This window comes from Klenkia terrae, assembly GCF_037083865.1.
Taxonomy (GTDB): Bacteria; Actinomycetota; Actinomycetes; order Mycobacteriales; family Geodermatophilaceae; genus Klenkia; species Klenkia terrae.
The window spans coordinates 123,425-147,126 of sequence record NZ_JBAPLV010000010.1 but is presented as its reverse complement, the minus strand read 5'-3'; the positions used below and the strand labels follow the sequence as shown (position 1 = coordinate 147,126).

At 72.0% G+C, this 23,702-nt stretch carries 19 protein-coding genes; 15 read left to right on the top strand and 4 right to left on the bottom strand.

Translation table 11 applies throughout. The features are described 5' to 3' along the window. Positions 1-171 precede the first annotated feature (171 nt). The 14 genes from UXQ13_RS11220 to UXQ13_RS11155 all read left to right on the top strand — a co-directional run bounded on the left by UXQ13_RS11220 (position 172) and on the right by UXQ13_RS11155 (position 13,695). Complete coding sequence (locus tag UXQ13_RS11220) at positions 172-549, top strand: hypothetical protein (RefSeq protein ID WP_225232362.1); 378 nt, start codon at positions 172-174, stop codon at positions 547-549. A 7-nt stretch (positions 550-556) separates the two neighbouring features. After that, on the top strand, positions 557-814 hold the full coding sequence (locus UXQ13_RS11215; protein WP_097197031.1) for a helix-turn-helix domain-containing protein: 258 nt from the start codon (positions 557-559) through the stop codon (positions 812-814). Positions 815-1,116: 302 nt separating this feature from the next. Continuing rightward, on the top strand, positions 1,117-1,938 hold the full coding sequence (locus tag UXQ13_RS11210) for a hypothetical protein (protein WP_097197032.1): 822 nt from the start codon (positions 1,117-1,119) through the stop codon (positions 1,936-1,938). Further along, positions 1,935-2,318 carry a hypothetical protein gene (locus UXQ13_RS11205; protein WP_225232360.1) on the top strand — a complete coding sequence of 128 codons (384 nt, stop codon included), beginning with the start codon at positions 1,935-1,937 and terminating at the stop codon, positions 2,316-2,318. Before UXQ13_RS11210 ends, UXQ13_RS11205 begins: the two co-directional genes overlap by 4 nt. 71 nt (positions 2,319-2,389) lie before the next feature. After that, positions 2,390-3,127, top strand: coding sequence for a hypothetical protein (locus tag UXQ13_RS11200; RefSeq protein WP_318249959.1), 738 nt, complete (start codon positions 2,390-2,392; stop codon positions 3,125-3,127). Positions 3,128-3,167: 40 nt separating this feature from the next. Then, positions 3,168-4,748: a hypothetical protein gene (locus tag UXQ13_RS11195; RefSeq protein WP_225232359.1), complete on the top strand. Its 1,581-nt coding sequence runs from the start codon at positions 3,168-3,170 to the stop codon at positions 4,746-4,748. Then, a complete protein-coding gene (locus UXQ13_RS11190) occupies positions 4,745-6,259 on the top strand; it encodes an SCO6880 family protein (protein WP_097197035.1) in 1,515 nt (504 codons plus the stop codon). Before UXQ13_RS11195 ends, UXQ13_RS11190 begins: the two co-directional genes overlap by 4 nt. Beyond that, a complete protein-coding gene (locus tag UXQ13_RS11185; RefSeq protein WP_097197036.1) occupies positions 6,256-7,764 on the top strand; it encodes an ATP-binding protein in 1,509 nt (502 codons plus the stop codon). The genes UXQ13_RS11190 and UXQ13_RS11185 overlap by 4 nt, the downstream gene beginning before the upstream one ends. Next, positions 7,761-8,915, top strand: a complete 1,155-nt coding sequence (locus UXQ13_RS11180) for a M23 family metallopeptidase (RefSeq protein ID WP_097197037.1) — start codon at positions 7,761-7,763, stop codon at positions 8,913-8,915. The genes UXQ13_RS11185 and UXQ13_RS11180 overlap by 4 nt, the downstream gene beginning before the upstream one ends. A 67-nt stretch (positions 8,916-8,982) precedes the next feature. Beyond that, entirely contained in the window at positions 8,983-10,896 is a 1,914-nt protein-coding gene (locus tag UXQ13_RS11175) for a type IV secretory system conjugative DNA transfer family protein (protein ID WP_097197038.1), read from the top strand. Next, positions 10,893-11,471: a hypothetical protein gene (locus UXQ13_RS11170; protein WP_097197039.1), complete on the top strand. Its 579-nt coding sequence runs from the start codon at positions 10,893-10,895 to the stop codon at positions 11,469-11,471. Before UXQ13_RS11175 ends, UXQ13_RS11170 begins: the two co-directional genes overlap by 4 nt. After that, positions 11,468-11,950, top strand: coding sequence for a hypothetical protein (locus UXQ13_RS11165; protein WP_097197040.1), 483 nt, complete (start codon positions 11,468-11,470; stop codon positions 11,948-11,950). The genes UXQ13_RS11170 and UXQ13_RS11165 overlap by 4 nt, the downstream gene beginning before the upstream one ends. A gap of 108 nt (positions 11,951-12,058) precedes the next feature. Beyond that, on the top strand, positions 12,059-12,355 hold the full coding sequence (locus UXQ13_RS11160; RefSeq protein ID WP_097197041.1) for a hypothetical protein: 297 nt from the start codon (positions 12,059-12,061) through the stop codon (positions 12,353-12,355). Between the two features lie 2 nt (positions 12,356-12,357). Further along, on the top strand, positions 12,358-13,695 hold the full coding sequence (locus UXQ13_RS11155; RefSeq protein WP_097197042.1) for a hypothetical protein: 1,338 nt from the start codon (positions 12,358-12,360) through the stop codon (positions 13,693-13,695). Here UXQ13_RS11155 and UXQ13_RS11150 read toward each other — a convergent pair. From UXQ13_RS11150 to mobF, 4 genes are all read right to left on the bottom strand, one after another. Further along, positions 13,689-14,522, bottom strand: coding sequence for a DUF5710 domain-containing protein (locus UXQ13_RS11150; RefSeq protein WP_097197043.1), 834 nt, complete (start codon positions 14,520-14,522; stop codon positions 13,689-13,691). The genes UXQ13_RS11155 and UXQ13_RS11150 overlap by 7 nt on opposite strands. Positions 14,523-14,604: 82 nt before the next feature. Continuing rightward, entirely contained in the window at positions 14,605-15,015 is a 411-nt protein-coding gene (locus UXQ13_RS11145; protein ID WP_097197044.1) for a PIN-like domain-containing protein, read from the bottom strand. Between the two features lie 9 nt (positions 15,016-15,024). Further along, positions 15,025-15,717 (bottom strand): DUF433 domain-containing protein, encoded by a 693-nt coding sequence (locus UXQ13_RS11140; protein ID WP_097197045.1) that lies wholly within the window; start codon positions 15,715-15,717, stop codon positions 15,025-15,027. A 141-nt stretch (positions 15,718-15,858) separates the two neighbouring features. Continuing rightward, positions 15,859-21,357, bottom strand: a complete 5,499-nt coding sequence (gene mobF, locus UXQ13_RS11135; protein ID WP_336392299.1) for a MobF family relaxase — start codon at positions 21,355-21,357, stop codon at positions 15,859-15,861. 693 nt (positions 21,358-22,050) lie between these two features. Here mobF and UXQ13_RS11130 point away from each other — a divergent pair. After that, positions 22,051-23,358, top strand: a complete 1,308-nt coding sequence (locus UXQ13_RS11130; protein WP_225232354.1) for a hypothetical protein — start codon at positions 22,051-22,053, stop codon at positions 23,356-23,358. The last annotated feature ends 344 nt before the right edge of the window (positions 23,359-23,702 follow it).

The following is a 23,702-nucleotide window of genomic DNA, read 5'->3' as shown; positions in this document are numbered from 1 at the left end:
CCGGCAGGTCGAGGTGTCGTACCTGCTGACCACACTCGAGTGCGCAGGCCCTCGGGATGGAAGGAGAGACGCTGGTCATCATCGACCCGATCGCCGCCGACCTCGACCTCGACGAGGTAGAGGTCAGCGCTGCTGAATGCCGCGGTCGGTGACTACGCCGCCGAGGCCGCCGTGCTGCTGCTCGCCAACGACGGTTACTGGCCGGCTCATCTGCCCGCCGCTGGGATGATCACGGTGGAGGCCGAGCCGGTCGGCGGGCAGATGTGGGCGCGCATTGAGTGGGCCGAGCTCGACGCTGCCCTCGCCGACGGGCGGCTGCCCGGCAGCCCGGAGGAGCTTGCGGTGCTCCGGGTAGCCGTAAGCCTCGCCGACGGCCGGCCGGTCGACCTTGCCGACGTGGTGGTGGCGCTGGACCGTCGCAGACTCGGCCTGGTGCTCGCTGCGTTTGCGCACGCCGCCGGCAGCCACGATCACTGCGCTCCGGCCGGCCAGGGCGTAGACCCCGACCTCCGGCTGGGACCGCTGATCGCCTGGCCGGCTCGGCACTGATCCAGCCATGCCCTATCCGCCGCGGCCACAGCTTCGCCCGCTGCCCGCCTTCGCCGGTACTGCCCGCACCGGCACCGTGCCCAGTCTGCGGCTGCAGACGCAGCTGGAGGCCTTCGTCCTCGCCGAGTACGCCGCCGGCCGCTCGCTGCGGCAGATCGCCGAGCTGATCGACCGTTCGCCCACCGCAGTCCGCCGCGTGCTGGACAAGCACGGGGTTCCACGGCGCGCGGTCGGCGCTCCACGGCAGGGTGCCCAGCGTCCCTGACCGAAACCCGATCGAGGGCCGGCATCCGCCGGCGTGCGGCGTCGGGGCTCCGGTAATCCTCCAGTCGTCCGCCGGTGAGAGTCGTTCGGTACCACCCCAGCGCCGGCACACACTTCACCTCGGCCGATGACCGCTCTCCAGTTTGCTAACTGGAGGACTTCTGGAGGCCCGGACGACACGGTCGGCGCATGCAGAGCCCAACCCCGCGTCGGGGACCGCGGCGCGGTCGGATGAGCCGTGACGCGCCGCCGTCGGGATCGATGGCGATCGCGGACCCACTGACTTCTCGTCGAGCACGGCCGATGACGGTCGAGGCGATGCGCGCGGCCGTCATCGCGATCCGCTCAGGGAACTTCGACGACCTCAACGATCTCGACGTCGTTTGGAGAGGCCAGGCGTCGCGCGCTGCGGGTCCTGTCGCTGCCTCCCGGCCGGCTGCCAGTTCGATCCCGTGGGTGGCGTCCAACGTCGGCGATCCTGTCGTCCTGGTGATGGCCGGTCACGCCGGCGCCGGCGCTTCGACGGTCGCCTTGGCCGTGGCCGAAGGGCTGGCGGAAGCCAGGCGTGTGCAGCTGGTCGACTATGCCGAGCCTGTCCAGTCGGGCTTGGTGGCGGCCCCGGCCATCGAGATGGGCACGGACGGGGCCTGGCGGCGCGGTCGCCGGAATCGACTCGACGTCGTCCGCCTCACTCGGCATCCGGCCGACGGAGTGCTTCCGCCGCCACCAGAGACCGACGACGCTGAGCCCCTGAGGGTGGTCGATGCCGGCTGGTCGCTGACCCGCACGCTGCTCGATCCACCCGGTTCGGTCGTCGGCGGCGCGATGGTCGTCGTCGTCACCCGGGTGACGGTGCCGTCGGTCCGGCAGACCGAGCAGCTGCTCGCCGCCGTCGGCGGCGAGGCGGCGGTCGCCGCAGTGGGCCCGGCCCGCTGGCCCCGGCTGGTGGAGGTCAGCTGCGGTCCGCGGCTTCGTGAGTTGCGGTCGCGGGGGCAGGTGGTCCCAGTGCCGATCGACCGGCAACTGCAGATTGCCGGGCTGACCGGCGACCGGCTACCGAAGCCAGTGGCGGCCGCCGGCCGGTCGTTGGCCGCACTCGTGGCCCCGGCGGGGGAGACTCCGTGACCGCCGGACGCAGGAGCACCGCCGTGGCGGTGCGGGCCGCATCAAGCGTGGTGTTCGTCCTTGCCGGGTTCGTCGTGCTGGATGCCGGGCCGGCGACTGCGACGCCGGCCGAAATCAGCGCGGCGGTCTGCCCCCAGGCACCGCCCGGGATGGAAGCCTTCGCCGACGATGTGACCGCCTGGGTGAAGTGGGGCGTGCTGGCGCTGATCGGCATCGGCGCGGTCGTGTCCCTCGGGTCGATCCTCGTCGGGCGGATCTTCTCCCATCCGCACGCCTCCCGGTACGGGGCCATGGGCGTCGCGGTGGTGGTGATGGTGGCCATCGCCTACACGGTCATCCTCGTCATCCTGGACTCGATCACCGGCAGCGGGTGCACGTGATGCGCCGCCACCGAGACGTCCAGGGAAGCGCTATCCCTGGGTGGGGAGCTGGTCGACTTCTCACGCTGGTCGTGGTCGCCGCCCTCGTCGCGCTAGCGGTCTTGGCCGGCGTGGTCCTCGCAGTCGTTGGGGCGCTGACCGAGGAGGAGTCAGGCTCAGCGCACGCTGCGCGACAGGGAGATTCACTCTCCACGGATACGTCGTCCCAAGATGCCCTGGCCGCGACGCCGATGCCGACCGCCGACCCGGACGACGCGCTGCCAGGTCCGGTGTCGCGGCAGGCGGCGGGTGTCATCGAGTTGCCGCGCACCACGGCCGACGGCCCGGCTGACGTGCCCACCGGCTTTCCCCGCACTTCGGAAGGGGCCCTGGCGCAGTTGGCCGCGATCGACGTGACGGCGATGCAGACCGGCTCGATGGACGGTGTGCGGCGTGTCATCGCCGAGTGGGCTGCCCCTGGCGGCCCGACCCCGGAGTCGTGGTCCGGGGTGGCTGGCATGGCGAGCCTTCTGTCGGCGGCGGGGCTGTCCGGTGCCGGGTCCCCGCAGTTGGCCATCGTTGTCCGACCGGCGATGGGGCTGATCAAGGGAACGGTGGGTCCGCAGTTCGCGGTGGTGTGCGTAAACCTCGAGTTCACCGTCACCGTCGAGCAGACGTCGCGGATCGCGATCGCCGACTGCCAGCGCATGGCATGGGTGGGGGACCGGTGGATGATCGGTGCCGGGCCGGAGCCCGCGCCGGCGCCGTCCGTCTGGCCGGGTACCGACACCGCGATCGCGGCTGGCTGGCGGGATCTGCGCCATGCCTAGCCCACAGCCACGACGGCGTAGTCGGGTCGGGCCCAGAGCTTTGGTCGTCGTTCTGCTGGCGGCGGCGGGATGGCTGGCAGTCGCCGCTCCCGCATTGGCCGACACGGCGGTGGTGGTCGCCTTCCCGGCCGATCCGTCATCGGCCGAGGACGCGTTGTCGTGTCTGCCGACCAACCCGTTCTGCGTGATCGGTGAAGCGGCCGGAGCCGTGGTCGCCGACGTGTGGATCAGCGCCATGTTGTCGCTGTGGGAGGCCGGGCTGTGGCTACTGGGCCTGGCCTTCTCGGTGATCGACGCGCTCGCCACCCCTGACCTGTCCGCAGGGGGCCCGCTGGCCGGGGTCTATCCAGTGACCTTCGGCATCGGCGCGGCCGTGGCTGCGCTGATGGCCATGGTGCAACTCGGTGTCGCGGCGGCACGCCGGGACGGGCAGAGCCTCGGCCGGCTGCTCATCGGCCTGCTGCAGTTCGGGCTGGTCTGGGTCAGCTACGTCGGCATCGCGGCGCTGCTGGTCACCGGCGTCTCCGGGCTGATCACCGCCTTGCTGCGCAGCCTGCTCGACATCGACACTCTGGCCGCCTTTGACCCGTCGATCAGCGTGGGCCGCGACGTGGTCAACGGCACGGTTGCCACCGTTCTCGGAGTCAGCTCCATTTTCCTCCTGGTGCCGGCCAGCGTCGGCTACCTGCTGCTGATGCTGGTCCGCGAGGCGGCGTTGATCGTGCTGGCGGCGACCTCGGCCATCTCGGCCGGCGGCCTGTTGGCACAGTCCTCGAGCGCCTGGTTCTGGCGCAGCCTGCGCTGGTTCCTCGCCGCACTGCTGGTCGCCCCGGTCGCCGTCCTCATCCTTGGTGTCGGCGTCACCATCACCGAGGGCATCGTCACCGGAGCCGAGGAAACGAGCACAGAGGCAGCGGTCGGCATGGCGGTGGTCGGCTGCCTGCTGATTCTGCTCGGCGCGATCTGCCCGCTGGCGCTGTTCCGGCTGCTGGCCTTTGTCGACCCCGGTACCTCCAGCGGCGCGGCTCTGCGTTCGTCCCTGGCCGCCTCTGGCGGAGTCATGGGCGCACTGGGCAATCTCGGCGGGGGAGGTGGTCGTGCTGCGGGGGCCGCCGCTGTCGCCGCCTCCGGTGGGGTTGCGGCCTCCGGAGCCGCGGCAGAGCTGGTTGGAGACCGCGCGCAGGGGGAGTCGACCGCCGACGCCGCGACCAGTGGTCGCTTCGCCGGCGCGCTGCGTGCGCTGACAACGGGCACCTCCACGGCCGGCCGTCTGGCCGCTGGGGTGGCCGCCTCGGCGGCCGACGTCCTCTCCGGAGCTGGCATCGGACACACCGCGCCCTACTACAGGCAGTCAGTTCGGGGCCGGGCTTCCGTGGCGGGAAACGGGCACGCTCGCGCAACCGCGCTCTCACGACAGGACGACGCGTCGCCGCGTCCGGACGGGGACGGCCAAGACCCCCTGACTCCTGATCCGCTGTGGTCGTCCCTCGCCGACGGCGCAGCGGCTGTTGGCTGGCCCGCGGAGCGGGCCAACGGCGCCGGACGCGGCGGGTCTCCCCAATCCGACCTCCCCGCTCCGCGGGGGCGGCCTGACTCTCCTGCCGACGACGGTGCCGCATGAGCGCACACCGCTACGGCGAGTACGCCAAGGACGTCTCCGGTTGGTTCCTGGGGATGACCGGCACGCAGCTGGCCTTGGTGACGCTCGCCGGCGTTCCGGCGCTGCTGGCCCTGAACGGCCAGGCCTGGGGGTTGTTCGTCGGCTGGCTGCCGGTGTGGGCGCTGCTGGCCGCCGTGCTGCTGGTGCCTATCCGGGGCCGTGCCGCCGGCCGCTGGTTCGGCGACCTCTGTCTGCACGCGATCGGAGGAGCCATGGGCTGGGCGGCGTTCGGCTCACGGGCCGGAGCGGGGACGGCCGACGACCTGTCCGAGGCCGACCTGCCGGGAGTGCTCGCCGGAATCCGCACTCACGACGGGCCGCCCTTCGGGCAGCTGTTCACCCGGCCGGTGATCGTGCAGAACTGCGCCGCACGGACCTGGGCAGCGGTGGCGTCGATTGCCCATCCCGGCATCGGGCTCGCCGAGGCGGGCGAGCGGGACCGGATGGGCGCCGGCCTGGCCGAGATGTGCGAGCTCGCCGCCCGCACCGAGCTGATCGACGTGCTCGTCCTGCAGGTGCGCACCGTGCCCGACGACGGCGCGGAGCGCGCCGCCTGGGAACGCACTCACACCCACCCCGACGCGCCGACGCTCGCCGCGCGGGTCAACGCGCTGCTGGGCGCAACGCTGACGCCGGCCGCGGTACGGACCGAAGCGTTCGTGACCGTCGTGGTCGGCGAGGGACGGATCGCCCGGGCGGCGAGGGAGTCCGGCGGGGGCGTGGACGGCCGGGCCCGGGTCTTGCACTCGGTGATGGCAGAGGTCGAGGCCGCGCTTCGTGGACCCGTCGGCTGCACGACGGTGTCCTGGCTCGACTCCGCACAGCTCGCCGCCGCGGTGCGCACCAGCTTCGCCCCGGGTGACCGTGGCGAGCTGGTCGCCGCCGACCTGGCGGCCGCCTCCAGCCAGCAGTTGGCCACCGGGGTGCCGATGGCCGCCGCGGCACCCACGATGGCGCGCGCCGAGGTGCGGCACTACCTGCACGACGCCTGGGCGTCGGTGACCGACACGATCCTGCTGCCCGACTCCGGTGCGGTGCTCGGCGCGCTCGCCCCGGTGCTCGTGCCGACGGTGGCGGGGGAGCGGCGCTGCCTGACCGTCTTCCTCGACCCGCTGCCGCTGACCCGGGCGACCCGGGTGGTCAGTCGGGAGCAGATGAGCGCCACCACCGGCAACGAGATGCGCGCCCGGATGGGTTTCCGGCAGCGGGCCCGGCAGCGGCGGGACACCGAGCGGGTCGGTGCCGCCGAGGAGAAGCTCACCGCCGGCCGTGCTCTGGTGCGCGTCGCCGCGGCGGCCTGCGTCACCGTGCCGGCGACGTGGCCGGTGGTCGAGCACGGCCGCCGGCTGTCCGCCTCGGTCCGGGCCGCCGGCTTCGTGCCGCTGCGACTCGACCTGGCGCAGGACTCCGCCTTCGCCGCTGCCGCCATTCCCCTCGGCGTTGGGCTGCCGGACCGCAGAGGCCGACGATGAGCCGCCGTCCCTTCCGCCGTGGCCGGGACGTCGCTGTCCTGCTCGACGACTTCGGCCACCGGCTGCCCGCCGTCCCCGCGATCGAGACCGCGGCACGGGAACGGGGGCCGTTCACCCAGCTGGTGCCCCGCCGCGGCCCCCGCGGACGTGGTCGTGGCCGAGCGGCGGCGCTGGCGCCGCTGTCGGTGTGGCGGATGACCTCGGAGCAGACGCCGGTGGTGTGGCCCCTGATTGCCACCTCGGGCCTACCGCCCACCGGCGCACAGATGGGACTCGACCTGCTGTCCGGCGGAGCGTTCTACTGCGATCCGGTCGGCTGGGTCACCGACGACGATCTCCCGGTCACCAACCCCAACGTCGTCGTCTTCGGCAAGCCCGGCCGCGGCAAGTCCGCCACCGTCAAGGCCTTCGCGCTGCGGATGCTCGCCTACGGCTATCGCACTCTCATCCTCGGGGACACCAAGGACGAGTACGAGCCCCTCTGCAGAGCACTCGGCGTGGAGCCGTTCGTCATCGGTCACGGCCTGCCGACCCGGGTGAACCCGCTGGCCTTCGGCCCGCTCGGGTACGGCTGGGACCGCCTCGACGCCGCCGAGGCCCGGCGCCGCGAGGCGCTCCTGTTCGCCCGGTGGCTGGTGCTGCTGCGCGGCCTGATCGGCTCGCAGGCGGTGCCGTTCGGCCCGGTGGAGGAGACCGCGGTCGGGGAGGCGCTGCGGCTGCTCACTGGCTACCGCTCGGGCGCCACCCGGCTGACCGAGCCCACCATCCCGCAGCTGTGGCGGGCACTCGACGAGCCTCCCGACGAGCTCGTCGCCGGCTGCCGCTACGCCGACCGGCGGCACTTCATCGACGCCACCCGCACTCTCCGCGACGCTCTCGGCGCCCTGGTCAAGGGCTCCCTGGCCGGGTTGTTCGACGACCACACCACCATCGCCGTCGACTGGCGCGCCCCGATCCAGTCGCTGTCGCTGTCCCGGGTCGAGCCGCTCGGTGACCAGGCCGTCGGCATCGCGCTGACCTGCCTCAACTCCTGGGGCCAGGCGATGCGCGAGATCGCCGAGCCCGGGGACCTGCGCATCGTCATCCGCGACGAGACGTGGCGGCAAATGCGCCTGGGTGCCGAGGCGATGAAGAGCCTGGACGCCAACCTCCGGCTGTCCCGCCGCGACGCCGACGTGCAGATCCTGCTGGCGCACAAGCCCTCCGACATGCTCACCGCCGGGGACGCGACCTCGCAGGCGGTCGCCATCGGCCGCGACCTGCTGCACCTGTGCGACGTCAAGGTCCTGCACGGCCAGGACCAGGCCATCGGCGACGAACTCGGCAGCCTGCTCGGCCTGGCCCCGATAGCCCAGCGGGTGGTCACCGGCTGGGCCGTCGCGGGCAAGGGCCGGGCACTGTGGCTGGTCGGGGACCGGGCGTTCAAGGTGCAGACCGTCCTCACCGAGCCCGAGCTGCGGCTGACCTACACCAACGAGGCCCTCACCGCCGGGGGAGCGCGATGAGCGGCGCGGCGGAGCGCGCGGCGCGGGCGTGGCTGTGGAAGGCCGCCGCTCCGGTCGCCCTCCCGGTGCTCGCCGGGCTCACCCTGTTGCTAATCCCGCTCGCCGTTCTGGCCGCACCCGACCAGCCAGCGGCCGCATCGTCGCGCTGCTCGATCGGCGGCACCCGGGGCACCGTCGCCGGCATCGAGCTGGACGCCGTCCAGATGGGTCACGCGCAGACCATCGTCGCCGTCGCCGCGGCGCAGGGACTCGACCCCTATGCGGCCACCGTGGCGCTGGCCACCGCATACCAGGAGTCCCGGATCCGGATGCTGGCCAATGACGGCAGCAGCCCCGAACTCACCGCCGAGCAGGCTGCGGTGACCGCCACCAGCCTCCAGCACGCGCACGACGGCCTCGGCTCCGACCACGACAGCGTCAACACCTTCCAGCAGCGCTGGATCGCCGGCTGGGGCACCGTCGCCCAGCTGATGGACCCCGTCTACGCCGCTGCGGCCTTCTACGACCGGCTGGTCGAGGTGCCGAACTGGCGGACCATCCCGCTCACCCAGGCAGCCCAGGAGGTGCAGGTCTCGGCCGCGGGCGGCGCCTACGCCCGCTGGGCGCCGTTCGCGGGCGAGCTGACCGGCATGCTGTGGCCCACCGCCCAGGCCATCGTTGCCGACCCTGCTCGCGGGGCGTCCGGCGTCTGCCCGAACCTTCCGGTGCCCGCCGGATCCTGGATCCGGCCCACCGCCGGTCAGGTCACCTCCGGCTCCGGGCCCCGCTGGGGCACCCTGCACGCCGGCGTCGACATCGCCGGCCCCCGCGACAGCCCCGTCTACGCCGCCGGCGGCGGCACCGTCATCACCGCCGCCTGCACCAGCGCCTACTGCGACCGTGACGGCGGCCTGGGGCTGGCCGGCTACGGCAACCTCGTCGAGCTCGACCACGGCGGCGGGGTGACCACCCGGTACGGGCACCTCTCGACCTACACGGTCAGCGCGGGCCAGCACGTCGGCGCCGGGACGCTGGTCGGCTTCCAGGGATCCACCGGCAACAGCACCGGTGTCCACCTGCACTTCGAGGTCCGCCAGGACGGCGCGCCGCTCGACCCGGTTCCGTGGCTGGCCGATCGCGGCGTGGACCTGAATGCGTCCAACCCGGGCTGACCTGCTCGTGCCCCCTTTTCCGACCCACAGGAGGAGCCATGCACCGGACGCCGTACGGACGGCGGCGATGACCGGCGTCGGCGCGCGCGCAGACGTGGGCCCGGCGAGCTGGGAGGTCCCGGCTGCAGCCGTCAGCGCCTGGCTGGCCGCTGCTGCGCTGCTGCTGCCTGTCGGCCGCGGAGTGGCCGCGGTGCTCGACGGCGGCGGCTGGGTCTGGCCGACCGACGGCGCCGCCCTGACCGCCTCGATCGGCGGCCTGCTGGTCGGGGATCCGGACACCGGCCTCGACGCGAGCCAGGCGGCGGCGCTGCCCGGCACCCCCGCCGTCTACGCCGTCATCGCGGTCCTGCTCGTCGCCTTCCTCGTCGCCAGCGGAGGTGCCGTCTGGGCCGGACGGCGGTTGCTCGGGACGCCGAGCGGAATGGCCGACCGCAGCCAAGTCGAGCAGGTGCTTGGCCGCTCCCGGCTGCGTCGCGCCGCTGCCGTGGTCCGGCCCGACTTTCCCACTTCCGCGGGTCGAGGCGGGCGGTCCCCCGAGTCGGATGGCGTGGGCTGGCGGCTGGGCGTCTGCGCCGTCCCCGCCGGTGGAGAGCTGTGGGTGCCCTTCGACCGGACCACCGGCATCTACGGCCCGCAGGGTTCGGGCAAGACCCTTGACCTGCTCGCACCGGCGCTCCTGGACGCGCCCGGCGCGGCGCTGGTGACGCTGACCAAGGCCGAGGACCTGCTGCTCACCCTCGACGCCCGCGCCGACGGCGGGCGGCCGGTCGCCGTGTGCGATCCGTTCGGCTCGGTCCCGGGCGTGCCGGAGCTGGTGTGGGACCCGGTCGCCGGTTGCGGAGATCCGATGGTCGCCGAGCGTCGGGCGAAGGCGTTCACCGCCGGCACCGTCGCCGGCGCGGTCACCGGGGGGATCTCCGACGGCGCGGCCCGCTTCTACGCCTTCGAGGCGGCCAAGGTGCTGCAGGCCTACTTCCACGCCGCCGCGCTGACCGGTGGCACCGTCGAGCACGTCCTCGAGTGGGCGGCCCATCCGCAGGCCGCGACCGCCCCGGCCGACATCCTGCGGGGCCACCCGCAGGCCGCGCCGTTGTGGGACGGGCTGCTGCACGGCGCCATGCAGGGCGACCCGCGCACCGCCGGGAACACCGCCACGACCGTCCAGCAGGCGCTGGCCTTGTTCTTCCAGGCCGACATCCGCCGCCGCTGCACTCCCGGGCCCGGCCGGCCGGCCACCGAGGTTGCCGGTCTCCTCGCTGCCGGCGGCACCGTCTACCTGCTCGGGCGCGACGACCCCTACGCCTCCGCGTCCCCGCTGCTGACCGCGCTGGCCGAGCACGTCCTCGATACCGCGCTCCAACTCGCCGCCGGCTCGCGGACCGGCCGGCTGTGCCCGCCGCTGCTGGCCTGTCTGGACGAGCTGCCGTCCACCGCGCCGCTGCCCACTCTGCGCACTCGCATGGCCAACGACCGGGCCCTGGGCGTGAGCTACATCTACGCCGCCCAGACCTGGCGGCAGCTGGTGTTGCTCTACGGCGAGCACGAGGCCCGGGCCCTGTTCGGCCTCACCAACGTCGTGATCGCTTTCGGCGGCGGCAAGGACGGCGATTTCTACCGCGAGCTCTCCGAGCTGATCGGCCGGACCCGCGTGCGCCGCTCCTCCTACAGCTACCGGGGCGCCGGCTGGGCGCGGTCCACCCACGGCGAGGACACCCCGGTGCTGCGGCCGGAGGAGATCCGCTTGTTGCCGCCCGGCCGGGCGCTGGTGCTCGCAGAGAACGCGCCGCCGCTGATCGCCCGTCTGACCCGGTGCCTCACGGGGCGCCGGGGCGCCACGCTCTTGGCCGCCCAGGCGGCCGCCCGCGACCGGGTTATGGCCGCCCGCGGCCGCGGCACCGGGGGAGGGGAGCGCCCCCGCCGCCCCTCCGAGCCGACGGCTGAAGCCGCAGGGACCATGCCCGCGAGTTGGGAGGTGTCGTGACCGAGATCCTCCTGGCGCCCCCGTTTCCGCGACCGCCGCGCTGGGTCCGGCACGCGCTGGAGATGCTGCGGCAGGCCGAGGTGTCCGGGCTCGAGCCATCGGCCTACGGGCTGCTAGACCGGCCGTGGGACCCGGCGACCTGCTCTCCCCAAGTGCGCCGGGAGCTGTGGTCGTGGATCGACGACGTCGCCGGCTGGCTCAACCACACCTACGCCTGGCAAACCGCGCACTTCGTCCCCTCCTGCTGGCCGGCCCACCCGGCACTGGTCCGCGAGCTGGCAGTCCTCGCGTGCATGCGGGCCGCGGCGGCCGACGCCACGGTTCCCCATCCGATGGAGGAGTGGCACCGCTACGCCCTGCCCGGCTTCTACGCCCGCATGAACGAGCGACAGGGCCTCGGCTGCCCACCCGGCCGACATGTCGACTGGCCGGCCCGCTCCTGGGACGCCGACTACCGCACTCCGTCCGCCGTCGCGGAGCGGCGCCGCCGCTTCGACGCCGACACCGGGGCCCAGTCATCTGACGGGGCACCGGACACAGTCACACTGGACGACGGCGAGGGAGCTACCCGATGAGTGCTGCTCCGCGCCCTGACCGGTCCGACGACTGGGTCGCGCTGCTCGGCGGCGTCCGGGTCAGCCGGCAGTGGATGACTCGCCACACTCCGGAACTGCTGGCCGCGTGGTGCGAGGCCATGCCCGAGGCCCGGCGGCGCGCCATCGCGGCCGAGATCGTGCGCGTCGCCGCCGAGATGGAGAGCGAGCCGGTCGGCCGCCGGGACGACGAGCCTGCAGACCCGGCGTGGGAGGCCGTCGCCCGGCGGATCGATCCGCGCCTCCTGGACGGCCCGGACTGGTGGCCTCTGTCCGCCGCCCTCACCCGCGCCGCGGCCGCCGGCTACGACGTTGCCGCCGGGCTGCCCGGCCTCGCCGCCGCCCCGCTTCCCGACCGGCATCCGGCGCGGGAGTTGCACTGGCGACTGCTCGACGACTGCCCGGCCGCCTTGCCCGTTCCCGATGCGGACGGCGGCCCAGCCACGCCGCCGCCCAGATGACCGGTCGTAAACAGCCCCGCCGCGATCCACAGGTTGATCGCCACATCCCCACTCACCGGCCGCGGCGACCCAGCCTCGGTGCAGTCCACCAAGTGAAGGAGAGCCGCCGTGACCGTCGAGGCGAGCATCGACCCGCTCAGCTACGCCGCCTCCCTGCTCGACGCCGTCGGCGCCGACCGAGAGCAAGTCCCCGCACACATCGCCCTGGAGTGCATGCAGGCCGCGGAGCTCCTCGAGCTGGCCGGTGGGCACGCCGAGCCTGTCCCACTGGTCGACGACGACCCCCGCGCCAGCATCCGCGCGGCTATGGGCGCGCTCGGCCTCGTCGACCAGGAGGCCTTCGCGACTCGCTACGTCATCGACGCGGCCCGCGCAGCCCGCCGCGCCCTGCGACAGCTGCGTTGATCATGGCCACCAGCCTGCAGCAGCTGCTCGACGCGCTCGCCGAACGCACCGCGGCGCCGACCAGCGTCGCGGCGATCGAGGACGTCACCGGAGCGATGGCCCACCTCGGCCGCGCCATCGCTGGCATGACCCAGGACGGGCTCACTGCTGGCGTCAGCCGTCGGCAGCAGACCGCCGCCCAGATGACCGCTGCCTGCACGACGGTGGGCCGGCTCTGGCCGCGCACCGGAGGACCGCTGACCGACCTGGCCGGCGCCGCCGCCGACGTGATCGGCCGCGACCGCGCCAGCATGGGTCGCGGCCACCGGTGGGCGGTCACCGTCGAACTTGCCGAAGCTGCCGACCACTGCGCCCGGCTGGCGCACCGGCTGCTGCCGCAGGCTGCGGTCGCCGAGCTGGCCGTCGTCCGGAGGCTGGCCGCAGCCGTCGAGCGCGACGCCCAGGCCGACCCGCCGACGGCCAACGGCGCGGCCGTCCTCGATCGCCTGGTGCCGGTGTCCGGCCTGCCACGAGCCGGCGAGAGGCTGACCGCAGTCGATGCCGCAGCGGCGCTGACCGCGGCGGTCGACCGATCCCTGCGCAGCGAAGGCCTGACCTTGCGCGACTTTCGCGCCGCTGTGGCCGCCGCCGAGATCACCAGCGACTGCGCCTCGTCCGTGCTAGCTGCCGCCTCGGGCGACGAAGGCATGCGGCCCCTGCTGGCAGCCGTCGCATGGGAACTCACGGGCCGAATCAGCATGACCTTCGACGACGGCCACCGAGTCGGGCCCACTGACCCCCACGGCGTCGTTCCTTGGGCACGCGCCCTCGCCGACACGCTGCGCAACGACCTCGGGTCCAACGCCGACCGCGGCGCGCTCCGCGACCGGGGCGACCTCCCTCGCCTGACCCGCACGGTCCAGCAGGTGACCAACCAGCTTCCCGTCCTCGCCGACCGACTCGCCGCGGCCGTCGACCGTTGGTCACGCACCGGTCAGCTCTACGCCGCCGCCCGCGACCTGCCCCGCATGGACAACATGCCCGACGACCGGGTGCGGGACGTCATCGCCGGCCGCCGCGTACAGGCCCGCGGCGCCGACCTTGACCGCCTCGGTCGCGCGGTCGCCTCGGCCACCGCGCTGTCGAGCAGCCTGGCCGACGCCGTGAACCGTGCTGCACCCGCCGCACCTACGAGCCAGCGCCACCTCGCCGGGCTCTACGCGCAGCGCGCTCGAGCGCCCGGCCCGGGCGAGCGACTGCTCAGCCACGCCGACGACGTGGCCAAGGCAGTCGCACGAGCCCGCTGTGCGCAAGGGATCAACACCCCGGCGCCGGGCGCAGGCGGCCCTGGCCGCTACTGACTAGTGAGAGCTCCGCGAATACGCGCCCACAGCTTTCTGCGGGGCGGTTCGGGTGCGGAGGGGCCTTCGTCGTCGCATCGGTACTCCGCGGCGGTATGGCTGCCGTGTTCCCCCTGTATCGACGTGGGCAGGAGCGGCATCTTGATTGCCAGGCGCGTCGCGCTCTCCTCAGTCCGACGCCCGGGATCGGGGGGCTCGACCACCCTGATGCCGGCGTTCGTGAGGATGCCCAGGTCGAGCCGCCACTCATGGGTCGACCGCTTCTCCCAGAGTGCGAAGGCGCGGTCGATGTGGGCGTCAGCTTCGCCGGGTGACCAGCCGTTGACCGCCCGAAGGTGGGCGGTCGCTTCGGCGGAGGTGCCGGTGACCTCGGCGAAGCCAAAATGCGTCGCCCGATGGCAGGACCAACACAGGGCGATCAGGCGCCGCAGCGTCTGCGTGTAGGTGCTCTCGTCGTACTGCCAGCGCTCGTGGGCTTCCAGTCGCTGACGGTCAGTGCCGCGTGGAGCGCCGCAGGCCTCGCAGCGGTGCCCGGCCCGGCGGTAGACCATGGACCGGAGCGCGTCCCACTGGCCTTCGTCGACGCAACTGCGGACGTTGGTGAACCAGCAAGTCGACGGCACCAGGTCGACAAACAGACCTTGGCCGAAGCTGCGGTCCTCCCCGGGCAAGAGCTCGGGTATCCGTGATTCCCAGCGCGCGAGCTTCGGGAGCAGTGCCACCTGAGGCGCATACCAGCGGCGAACGTCGGGATCCCATCGGGCACCGGCTGCCTTGGCAGCGTCCTTCTCGGCGTACGGCACGTCGAGCCACAAGCGATCCGGCATCGGTACTCCGTACTTACTCGGGGTGCCCTGACTATGCAGCCGGGTACCGACATGACGGTTGCCCCCATTCGGCGGGGGCTTCTCAAGCCAAAGGCAACTCCCTTACTGACCGTTCGGTGATGACGTACCACCATGGCCCTGGGCCCCTGGTGTCAACGATCTCCTCGATGTCGTCCCACCGGCGAACCATCCACGTCAGCCAACCCCACGTCGTTTCATCCCGCTTGCCGCCGATCCGGAAGACACGCAGGCCCGACTCCCGGATCAAGTGCACTTCGGCCGGCCGGGTACGCATTCGCCTGTCCCGGCCAATGGCGATGAGGCCTCGCGCCGCCACAGCTGGCATCCAGTCGGGGTCCAGCGTGCCGTATGGGCATTCGGGGATCAGTGGATGGCCGACATGAACGGTGTCAAAGCGCGCGGCGGTGAGAGCCTTGCCGAGCCCGAGCGCGCTCTCGTCCACGTAGAAGCGCAGACGTTCGCGATCGGCCACCACGAGACGTCAGGCGGCCGCGCGCTTCAGCTCGTACCGGACCGCGGCGTCGACGAGCGAGCGATTCAGCTCGTACATGTCTGCCACAGAGTCAGGCGTTTCTCCCGCACGGATCAGCTCTGCGATGACCTCAGTAGGGACGTTGCGAACAACTGGCTCCCCGTAGCCGCGAAGCGGATCGACCTGTACCTCAGCGATGTCCGGCATGGGATGCAGTAGTCGGGGCTCAGGAACATCGCCGTCTGTCCACTCGAGCGACCCCCGGAACGACTCGGCATGCTGAGACCAGAGAAGACGCTGGTTGCTCCTCACCACGACGAGCTGCAACGCGCTGTCGAGGCCGACCTCGTCTTGCACCGCTCGGACCAGTTCCTGACCCTCCGCGTACAGCCAGGTCCGCGCTGAGGCCAGCGGATACGGCGTTTCGAGCTCTCGGCGCAGGCGTTCCACCGCTGGCCGCATCCGGATCATCGGCACCCCGGCGTCACGGAACTCCGCGAGCAACCGAGTCTCTACAAACTCGCCCCACGTGGCGGTGTCCTCGTTGGTCCGCTCCTGCCTGATGACCGGCGGATACGACTTGGCTCCGCGGTTGTAGCCGTCGATCCACCGGCGGGCTGTCCCGCCATGAAGACCGAGGATGCGATCGACCTGGGCCATCGAGTACACCGGGCGGTCCACCAGCCGGGCGACTCGGTTCATGAGCGCATCTTGTCAGGGAGGTATGACCGAGCGCTGGACAAGCGGCATGCGGCGCAGGACTGTCACCCGACAGTGATGGGACCCAGACCGTGGCGCGTCCTCCCGGCTGCCGGGAGTGAACGCGTCCCGGAAGCCGAACCTCTACCGGGGTTGGTGCAGCTCAGGTGGCGTGCTGTGGGACGGCCGTCCCGTCTGACCCGGCCGCTGAGGATCCGCGTATGGGGGCGTTGAGCGGTGCGCCCGGTGTGGACCAGTCGGGGTCCTGCGAGGCGCCGAGGTGATCGGTTCGGTGTCGAGCACGGCCTTGTGGACGGTGCCAGGCGGCACGCCGAGAGCCTCGGTGACCCGGTCGATGTGTGCCAGCCACCGGCTGGGTGGCAGGGCGACGATGGTGGCGCTGACGTCGTGCAGTGCTGCGCGGAGAGCTGCGGGGCTCCTGTCGGAGAGCGCGGCGGTAAGGCGGGCGTCGAGAAGGTTGTCGGCGAGGCTGCTCGAGGCGTCGATGGCCCTCCGTAGCGCGGTGGCCCCCTCGCGGTGGAAGAGGTCGGCGGGATCGAGCCCGTCGAACAGGGCGAGTCGGCGCGGGTCGTCCCCACGGGTGGAGAGCTGCCAGAAGATGCGCTCTGCGGCCTGCTGTCCGGCGGTGTCGTCGTCGGTGGCCACGAGAATGCCGGGGCCGTGGAGGCGTATGTAGGGGCCGAGGAGGTCTGCTTGTCGGTCGGTCAGGGCGGTCCCGAGGGCGGCGACGCCGACGGTCTGTTCGCCACCGGCCAGAGTGAGGGCGATGGCGTCCAGCGGTCCCTCGACGAGAGCCGGGGTGGCTCCCGCGGCCAGCGCAGCTCGGCTCTCATGGAGCCCGAACAGGTGCTCGCCCTTGCGGTACAGGTCGGTGCCCGGGGTGTTGAGGTACTTGGGTCCGGCGCGTCCGTCGTCGGGTGCGGTGGGGTTGCGGCGGGCGACGAAGCCGACGATGACGCCGTCGCGGCTAAAGATGGGGAAGGTGAGCCGGTCGCGAAACCGATCGATCAGCGCTCCGGTGCGAGCGCGGAGGGCGAGGCCTGCGGCGAGCAGCTCTTGGTCGCTGGCGCCGAGGCCGCGCAGGTGGTCGACGAGCGCGGTCCAGCCGGCGGGGGCGTAGCCCGCGGTGAACCGGGGATCGGCGGTGAGGTCGGTGCCCAGCCGGTCGTGCAGGTAGCCCGCTGCCCAGGAGTGGCGGTAGTGGTCGCTGGAGAAGGCGGCGGCCTGGGCGTTGAGCTCGATGAGCCGGTCGCGGCCAACGATGGCGGTGGCCCAGAAGTGTTGCTCGAGGAGGTAGTCGGCGTCGTCGGCGACATCGACCCCGCCGGTGACGGTGAAGGGGTCCGGCGTGCGATACCGCGGCGGCCACGCCGGCGGAGGGGTGTCGTAGTTGGGGTCGAATGGCGCGTCCTCGTCGCAGGGCAGCCCGTCCGCCGGGTCAGTGGTGGCGGTCTTGGGTGCGTGCACGGGCGGCAGTAGATGCGCATCGTCGGGGGGCTGCAGATCGGCCGGCAGGGGTTCGGGGTCGTGCACGGGGGCCGGGTCGGTGAGGGCGGCGATCTGGAAGACCAGCGCCTCGGCCAGCCCAACCGCGTCGTCGGTCACTGCGGGCGGCAGGCCGGTGAGTGCGGCGGTGAGCAGGTCGGCGGGACGCCATCCGTTGCGGGTGCCGGTGGTGACCGCGGTGACCAGCGCCGGCCACGCCGGGTCGGCCAGCACACCTTGGGCCTGCTGGTCTGGGAGCAGGTCCAGCAGGGTGGTGCACCAGTCGGGGCGCGGTCCGGCCGTGCCCGGCCCAGCGGGAACGCTGGCCGGGGCGACGTGGGGTGCCATCCGCCACCACAGGGCCGCGGCGGGCAGGTCGTCGGGCAGGGGACGTTGTGCAGCAACGGCGGCGAGCATGCCGGCGGCATCTAGACCGGCACGGTCGGCGGCGGCCAGCCGGTCGCGGAGTGCCGGCCAGTGCTCGTCGCGGCGGATGCGGGGGGCGATGCCGTCGGCGAGGGCGGACCACACGGAGCTGTCCCGGGTGGGGCCGGTAGCGGTTACGGCCTCGTCCAGGCGTGTCTGAGATTGGCGTTCCGCAGCCTGCCGCCGGGGCGGTCCGGTGGGGCGCCGGTCGCTGTCGGGAACACTGAGCGCGGCGCGCCAGACGGCGAGGTCCGCACGCAGCGACCCGTGATCCGGGCCCAGCAGCGGTCTCGCCCAGGTGGGCGCGGTGGCCGCGGTCATGCCGGCGCTGTTCTCTCCGACCCGTGCCGCGCAGGCGATGACGTGATTGGCGCGGGCGGTCAGATAGGGCCCCCAACGCGGATCGTCGACCAGTGCCGCCGGTATCCCGGATAGCCACCGCAGCGGACCTGCCGGACCCGACACGGGCAGCCGGTGATCGAGGACGGCAGCGGGGTCGGTCGCCGTCTCCAGTTCCCGCGCTTCGACCGTCGTCCTCAGTACGGCGGCAGGGTCGCAGCCTTTGAGTGCGAGCAGCGCCAGGTGTCCGCGCAGCGTCGGCCACGCCGGCGCGGCGGTCAACCCGGCGTGCAGGCGCTCGGCGGCGTTCTCCAGTTCTTCTGCAGTCACGGCACCCAGGCGGTGGTCGGCGGCGACGTGTAGCGCGTCGGCGTACCGGGTGGCGGCCTCGTGCAGCAGCTCGGCCGGGTCAGCCAGTGCCCGGCGGGCGCCGGCCGCGGAGGTCTGGGCGCCGTCGCGGGCGAGCATGCCGACCAGCAGGTCGGTGGCCGTGGGCGGGGACACGGCGGCGGGGGTGACGATGCTGTGCGGATCACCGTCGCCGATGGTGGCCAGGTATAGGTGGTTCGCGGCGCGCCCCCGGGACAGCGCCACATAGAGCAGCTGCCGGGACTCGGTGCCGCCGAGAACGGTGTGGCAGACCTCGGCGGTGACGCCCTGGGCGCCGTGCACCGTAGTCGCGTAGCCGAGCTGCACGTGCTCGGCGACGTAGCCCGCCGGCAGGCTGATCCGCCGTCCGGTGTCCGTGTGCACGACGTCGAGGGAGCCGTCGCCGCCGACGGCCCGGACGGCGAACCGGTCACCGTTCTTCACCCACTCGGTGGCAGTGATCGGCAAATGCCGGTTGTTGGTGCGGGTGATGATGGGGTCCCCAGCGCCGACCCGGGTGCCGTCTGCCAGCTCGACCTCCGCACCCGGCGAGGAGGCGGCGCGGGTCAGCCGGTCAGCCCGCGCCCGCTGGTTCAGCTGCGCGACCAGCTCCCGGGTCGCGGCCAGCAGCAGCGCGTCCACACCGCGGTCGCGGTCGGCGGCCCAGGCGGCGTAGGCCTGCTCGGCGCAGGTGGACCGGTCCCCGACGTGGACCCGGCCGGAGTCGAGATAGAAGCCCAGCCCGAGGGTGTCGCCCTCCCGGACGGCGACGGTCGCCGCGGCCTCCGCCGGGTCATCGAAGCGCACCAACTGGGTGAGGGTGACCGCGCCATGGGTGGCGGCGATCTCGGCCAGCAGGCCGCCGGCGGCAACCGAGGTCAGCTGCTGGTGATCGCCGACCAGGCGCACCGATCCGCCCCGCCCCAAGACGTACTCGGCCGCGCGGGCCAGCTCGACAGTGCCGGCCATGCCGGCTTCGTCGAGGACCACCAGCGTCGTCGGCCCGATGCCGGCCACCCAGTCGGGTGCTTGTCCGGCCTCGAGGCACCAGACGAGCTTGGTAAGCGTCTCGCAAGGTGCACCAAGACAAGCCCGCAGCCCGGCGGTGGCCACGGCGGAGGGCGCTAACCCGAGCACCGTCCCGCCGTCGGCGGTCCAGGTGCGGGCCAGGGTGGCCAGCGCGGTCGTCTTACCAGCGCCGGCCGGGGCGAGGGCCAGCTGCATTCGGGCACCGCTGCAGGCCAGCTCACGGACCAGCTGCGCCTGGCCGGGATTGAGCTCCGCGCCGTTGGCCGTCGACTCAAGCAGCGCCAGCTCCACCGTGGCCGGATCGGCGCGGCGTCCCTCACCGCGCCCCGCGGCCGCCAGCAGCAGCGCCTCGGCGTCAAGCACCGCCCGGCTGGTGTAGAGCCGGGATCCGGCGACGGTATAGACGCTGGCCCCGTCCGAGCGGCGCAGCTCCGCCGGCTCGACTACCGGATCCGACTCACCAAGCGGAACGGAAAGAGCGAGGGAGAGCACCCCCTCCGTGACCCGGGTGACCGCCACGTCCACGTCCTCCGGTGCCAGGGCGGCGGCCCGCACCACCCGCTCCGCCTCTGCGCGTACGTGCCAGACCTGCCAGGTGGCCCGCGCTTCCGAGACGGTGTCCAGCACCCGGACGGCGGCCGCCCGGACCCAGGCCTCGGTGGCCTGTGGGCGTGGGGACTCTCGAGCTCCCAGTACGCGGCCGAACATCCGGGTGATGCGGTCGGGGCCGCCGAGGACGGCGGCGGCCTCCCGCCGCCAGGTGGCCCGCTGCTCGGCCAAGGAGCGCGGCTCGTGCTTGGGGCCGCGGGTCTCCAACGTCGCCTGCTGCGCCAGTGCGATCGCCTCCACCGCCGTCGGCGGCCGACCGTGGTCGCGCTGGAAGTCGCCGGCCAGCACAGCGCGGCGGGCGTCGATATCCCGGCGCCGCGACGACCACGCAGTCAGGAGTCCCTGGTCCATGCCGGCGATCTCTCGCACCGTCCGCCGTCCTGGAGCGGGGCCAGGCCGGTCGGCGAACCGAACACCCAGGCGGGTGACCAGGTGTGCCTCCAGTCGGGTGTCGTAGCGCTCGGAGGCGGCGACGGCTGCCTTGTGCAGCACCCGCCCGTCCAGCGCCCGCCAGTGCCCGTCGCGGCTTTGCACCTTGTTGCTCACCGCCACGTGGCTGTGCAGATCGGGATCGCCGGCGCGGGAGTCGCGGTGGGTGAACACCGCAGCGATCAGCCCTGTGGTCTCCACCTGTCGCACCCCGTCGGTGCCTAGCCGGGTGAAGCACGCGTTCTCCTCCAGCCAGGCCAGTGCGTCGGCGACCGCGGCGGCGTGGGCTGCCTCGATTTGCTCAGCCATCTCCCTCGGTGCCAGCGCCCACAACGCCGACACCGACTTGACGGGGGAGAAGGTGAGGTCGTAGCCGGCCACCGCCGTCGTCGCCGGCCGTGAGACGCGGGCGACGAACCCCGACAGCTCGCGGGCATCACGCGGCGCGCGGCCGTGGGTCTCGGCGAACATGGCCCGGGCAAGGTCGCTGCGGATCCGCGCGCGGTCGCCGTCCGGGACCGGGGCTGTGGCGGGCTGCCCGTGGGCGGTGTTGAAGGCGGCGAACTCCTCTGCGCAGCGGGCTCGAAACCCGTCCGCTCGAGGAGCGAAGACGTAGAAGGCCCGCCCCAGAGCCCCTGCCGCCTGCGCCTTCTGCGGTGCCTGTCCCCGGGCCAGGGCCTCCCTCTCGAGCCGCACTGCGTTGGGATGCCGCCCCTCGCCGAAGAGCGCCTTCATTTGATCTTCGGTGACGGGCTGACCGGCGCCCACGCCACTGAGCCCGGCGATGCCGTTGCCCGCCCACCGCCCCGGGGACTCTCCCCGCTGGGAGTAGTAGTCACCCAGGCCCGTGTGACCCCGCTCTGTCGCATCGAACGCTGCGACCTGCCGCGTCAGGTACGTGTAGCCGTCCCCGGCAGTCAGCTTGTGCAACGTCATCACGGCCGCGGACCGTAGGAAGGCGGACTCCACTACGGCTGCCGCACTTCTCCAGTAGCTCGGCGGCGCGAAAGTGTGGGCCAGGGCCACTCGTCGTTCGCGTAGACGGAGACTTGGAAGAGATCCCTGCGCGCGACGACTAAGGCGCCGTCCGGCGTATGTCAGGCCACCACTTGATCACGGACGGCTGTCGTTTGCCCGCAGACCGCCAGCCGAAATGCAAGACGTGTGTCGATCGATGATCTTGGAAACTGCAGTTGGACGATCCCCGGCCGTCTCGCAATGTCACTCGGGATGGAACCGCGTCGGACCAAACCTCCTGCACGAGCACTTAAGGGCGCCTGTGCGCGTGGGACCCCCGACTGCGGCACGCCTTCGAGACCCGCACTGTCCGCGCACGCGCCATGGCCGGCATGGTCGCCGGCCGCACAGGGGGCGAAGGTGGGTCATCACCGGCCATGGCCGAGCGGCCGCGGCAGCCATGCGCGCCAATGGGCTGACGCTTCACCAGATCGCTGCGTCCCTTGGGACGGACGGGATTTCCCTGGTATGCGCCATGGCCGCCATCGCTGCCGGCCCTCGATCCACACAAGTGCGCGGTGAGCACATCCTTGTTGCTCAAGACGTCCCCATAGGGTGACTCGCCGTCTGGTCCTTGGGCGAGAAGTGAATGATTGGGAAGAATCGCGGGCTGTGGCATCCCCCAAGAAGACTCCACGCATGCCGGTGTTGGAACTGCGTCAGTCGTGGGACGTGCTCTTCGACCGCGCCGAGACAGCAGGTGGTGTGCTGACCACAACCATCGCTTCGACGGGAATCCGTTTGACGAAGACCTGGCAAGTCGCGCTGCTGTCGCGGTCGGACAGCCTTGGCGGCGCGGCGCTGGTCCGCCGACGACAGCGGTCGGGGGACTTTGACCTCCTGGTGGAGGTCCTCCACCCCCGGCGCATAACGCCACCGGTTCCCTGGACGGAGGTACTCGAGGGGTTACCCGAAGGTCGCCGCTCTACGGTCACAAGTGCATTGGCGTGGGATTCACTCCTGCCGCCCGGTGCCGCGGATGTCGTGGTAGCCCGACTAGACGAACTTCGCGCCGGCGTCGCGGAGGCAGTTCAGTCGTTGCGCGACCGGCTCCAAGCGGTGCCTGGGCAAATCTCAGCTGCTGTGCGCAATCGGCGTGAGCAGCGGGATGCGGTGGCGCTTGGATTCGAGTTGGCCGGGGTGGACAGCCGCGCCCGGGTGCCTGATGTTGAGAGCGCGATCGACGTTCCCTTCCTGCGTGGCTTGACCACCTCCACCACGCAAGAGGCGGCCTTGATTCGACACGATGCCCAACGATTCGGTCTTTGGGTTGATACCGAGGTTGGCATCCACGATGTTTGGAGGTACACGGACCCGGATGTGCCACAACGAAGGCTGACTGTCCTGTATGCGGACAAGACCGAGCTCGAACTGCTCACTGGTACCGACCTAATTTACTACCGTGAAGAGACGAAGGCATTCGTCTTAGTGCAGTACAAGCGCATGACCGCGGAGGCAAACGGTTCGCGAGTCAGCTATCGACCTGACGCGCAGTTGACCGAAGAACTTAAGCGAATGGCTAGCCTTGGTCTGGTGGACTCGACTCCTGTGCAGGTGGAAGACATGCGGCTATCCGCAGCGCCGTTCTATGTCAAGCTTGTAAATCCTGATATCCGTCGTCCCGACGGCAATCGCCTGGCGAAGGGCATGTACTTCCCCGTCGACCTGTTCGAGCTAGTCCGTCGGGATCGCCGGGTGGAGGGCAGTCGAGGAGGCGTGGCTATTGGTTGGCATAACGCCATGCGCTACCTCACCAATGGTCAGTTCGTGGATCTAGTGGGAGGCTCATGGATCGGGACTCGAGGTGACACGAGCACGGTCGTCTCAAGCTTGATTAGAAATACGCTCGAGAACAACCGAGGCATTGTGGTCGTGATCGACGAGAGTGAGCACTCTCAGATTCCTTCGCGGCGCCCGTGAGATAGCGACGTCGGCCATCGCCGCATGGTCCTACGGCCCGATGTCGGACCGGAGGCGTGGTGACGCCGGCGCACAGTAGATGGCGCGGGAGCGTGTCGGGCGTTCGGTCCCCGGTTCGACGCTGCTTCGAGAATCCCAGATGGCGGGACGGAATCCGAGCAGCTCTTTCCGGACGGCACCTCGCGCATCTCGTGGCGCGACCTAACCAAGTGTTCGCTGTGATGCAGTGGGGACTGTCCGGGATAGACAGGCGGACAGCAAGACGTGTGCCGGCCGATGATCCTGAATCCTTCGGCTACGAGGATGCGCTGGCGCCGGGTGGTGGGACATGGCGTTGTCGGAAA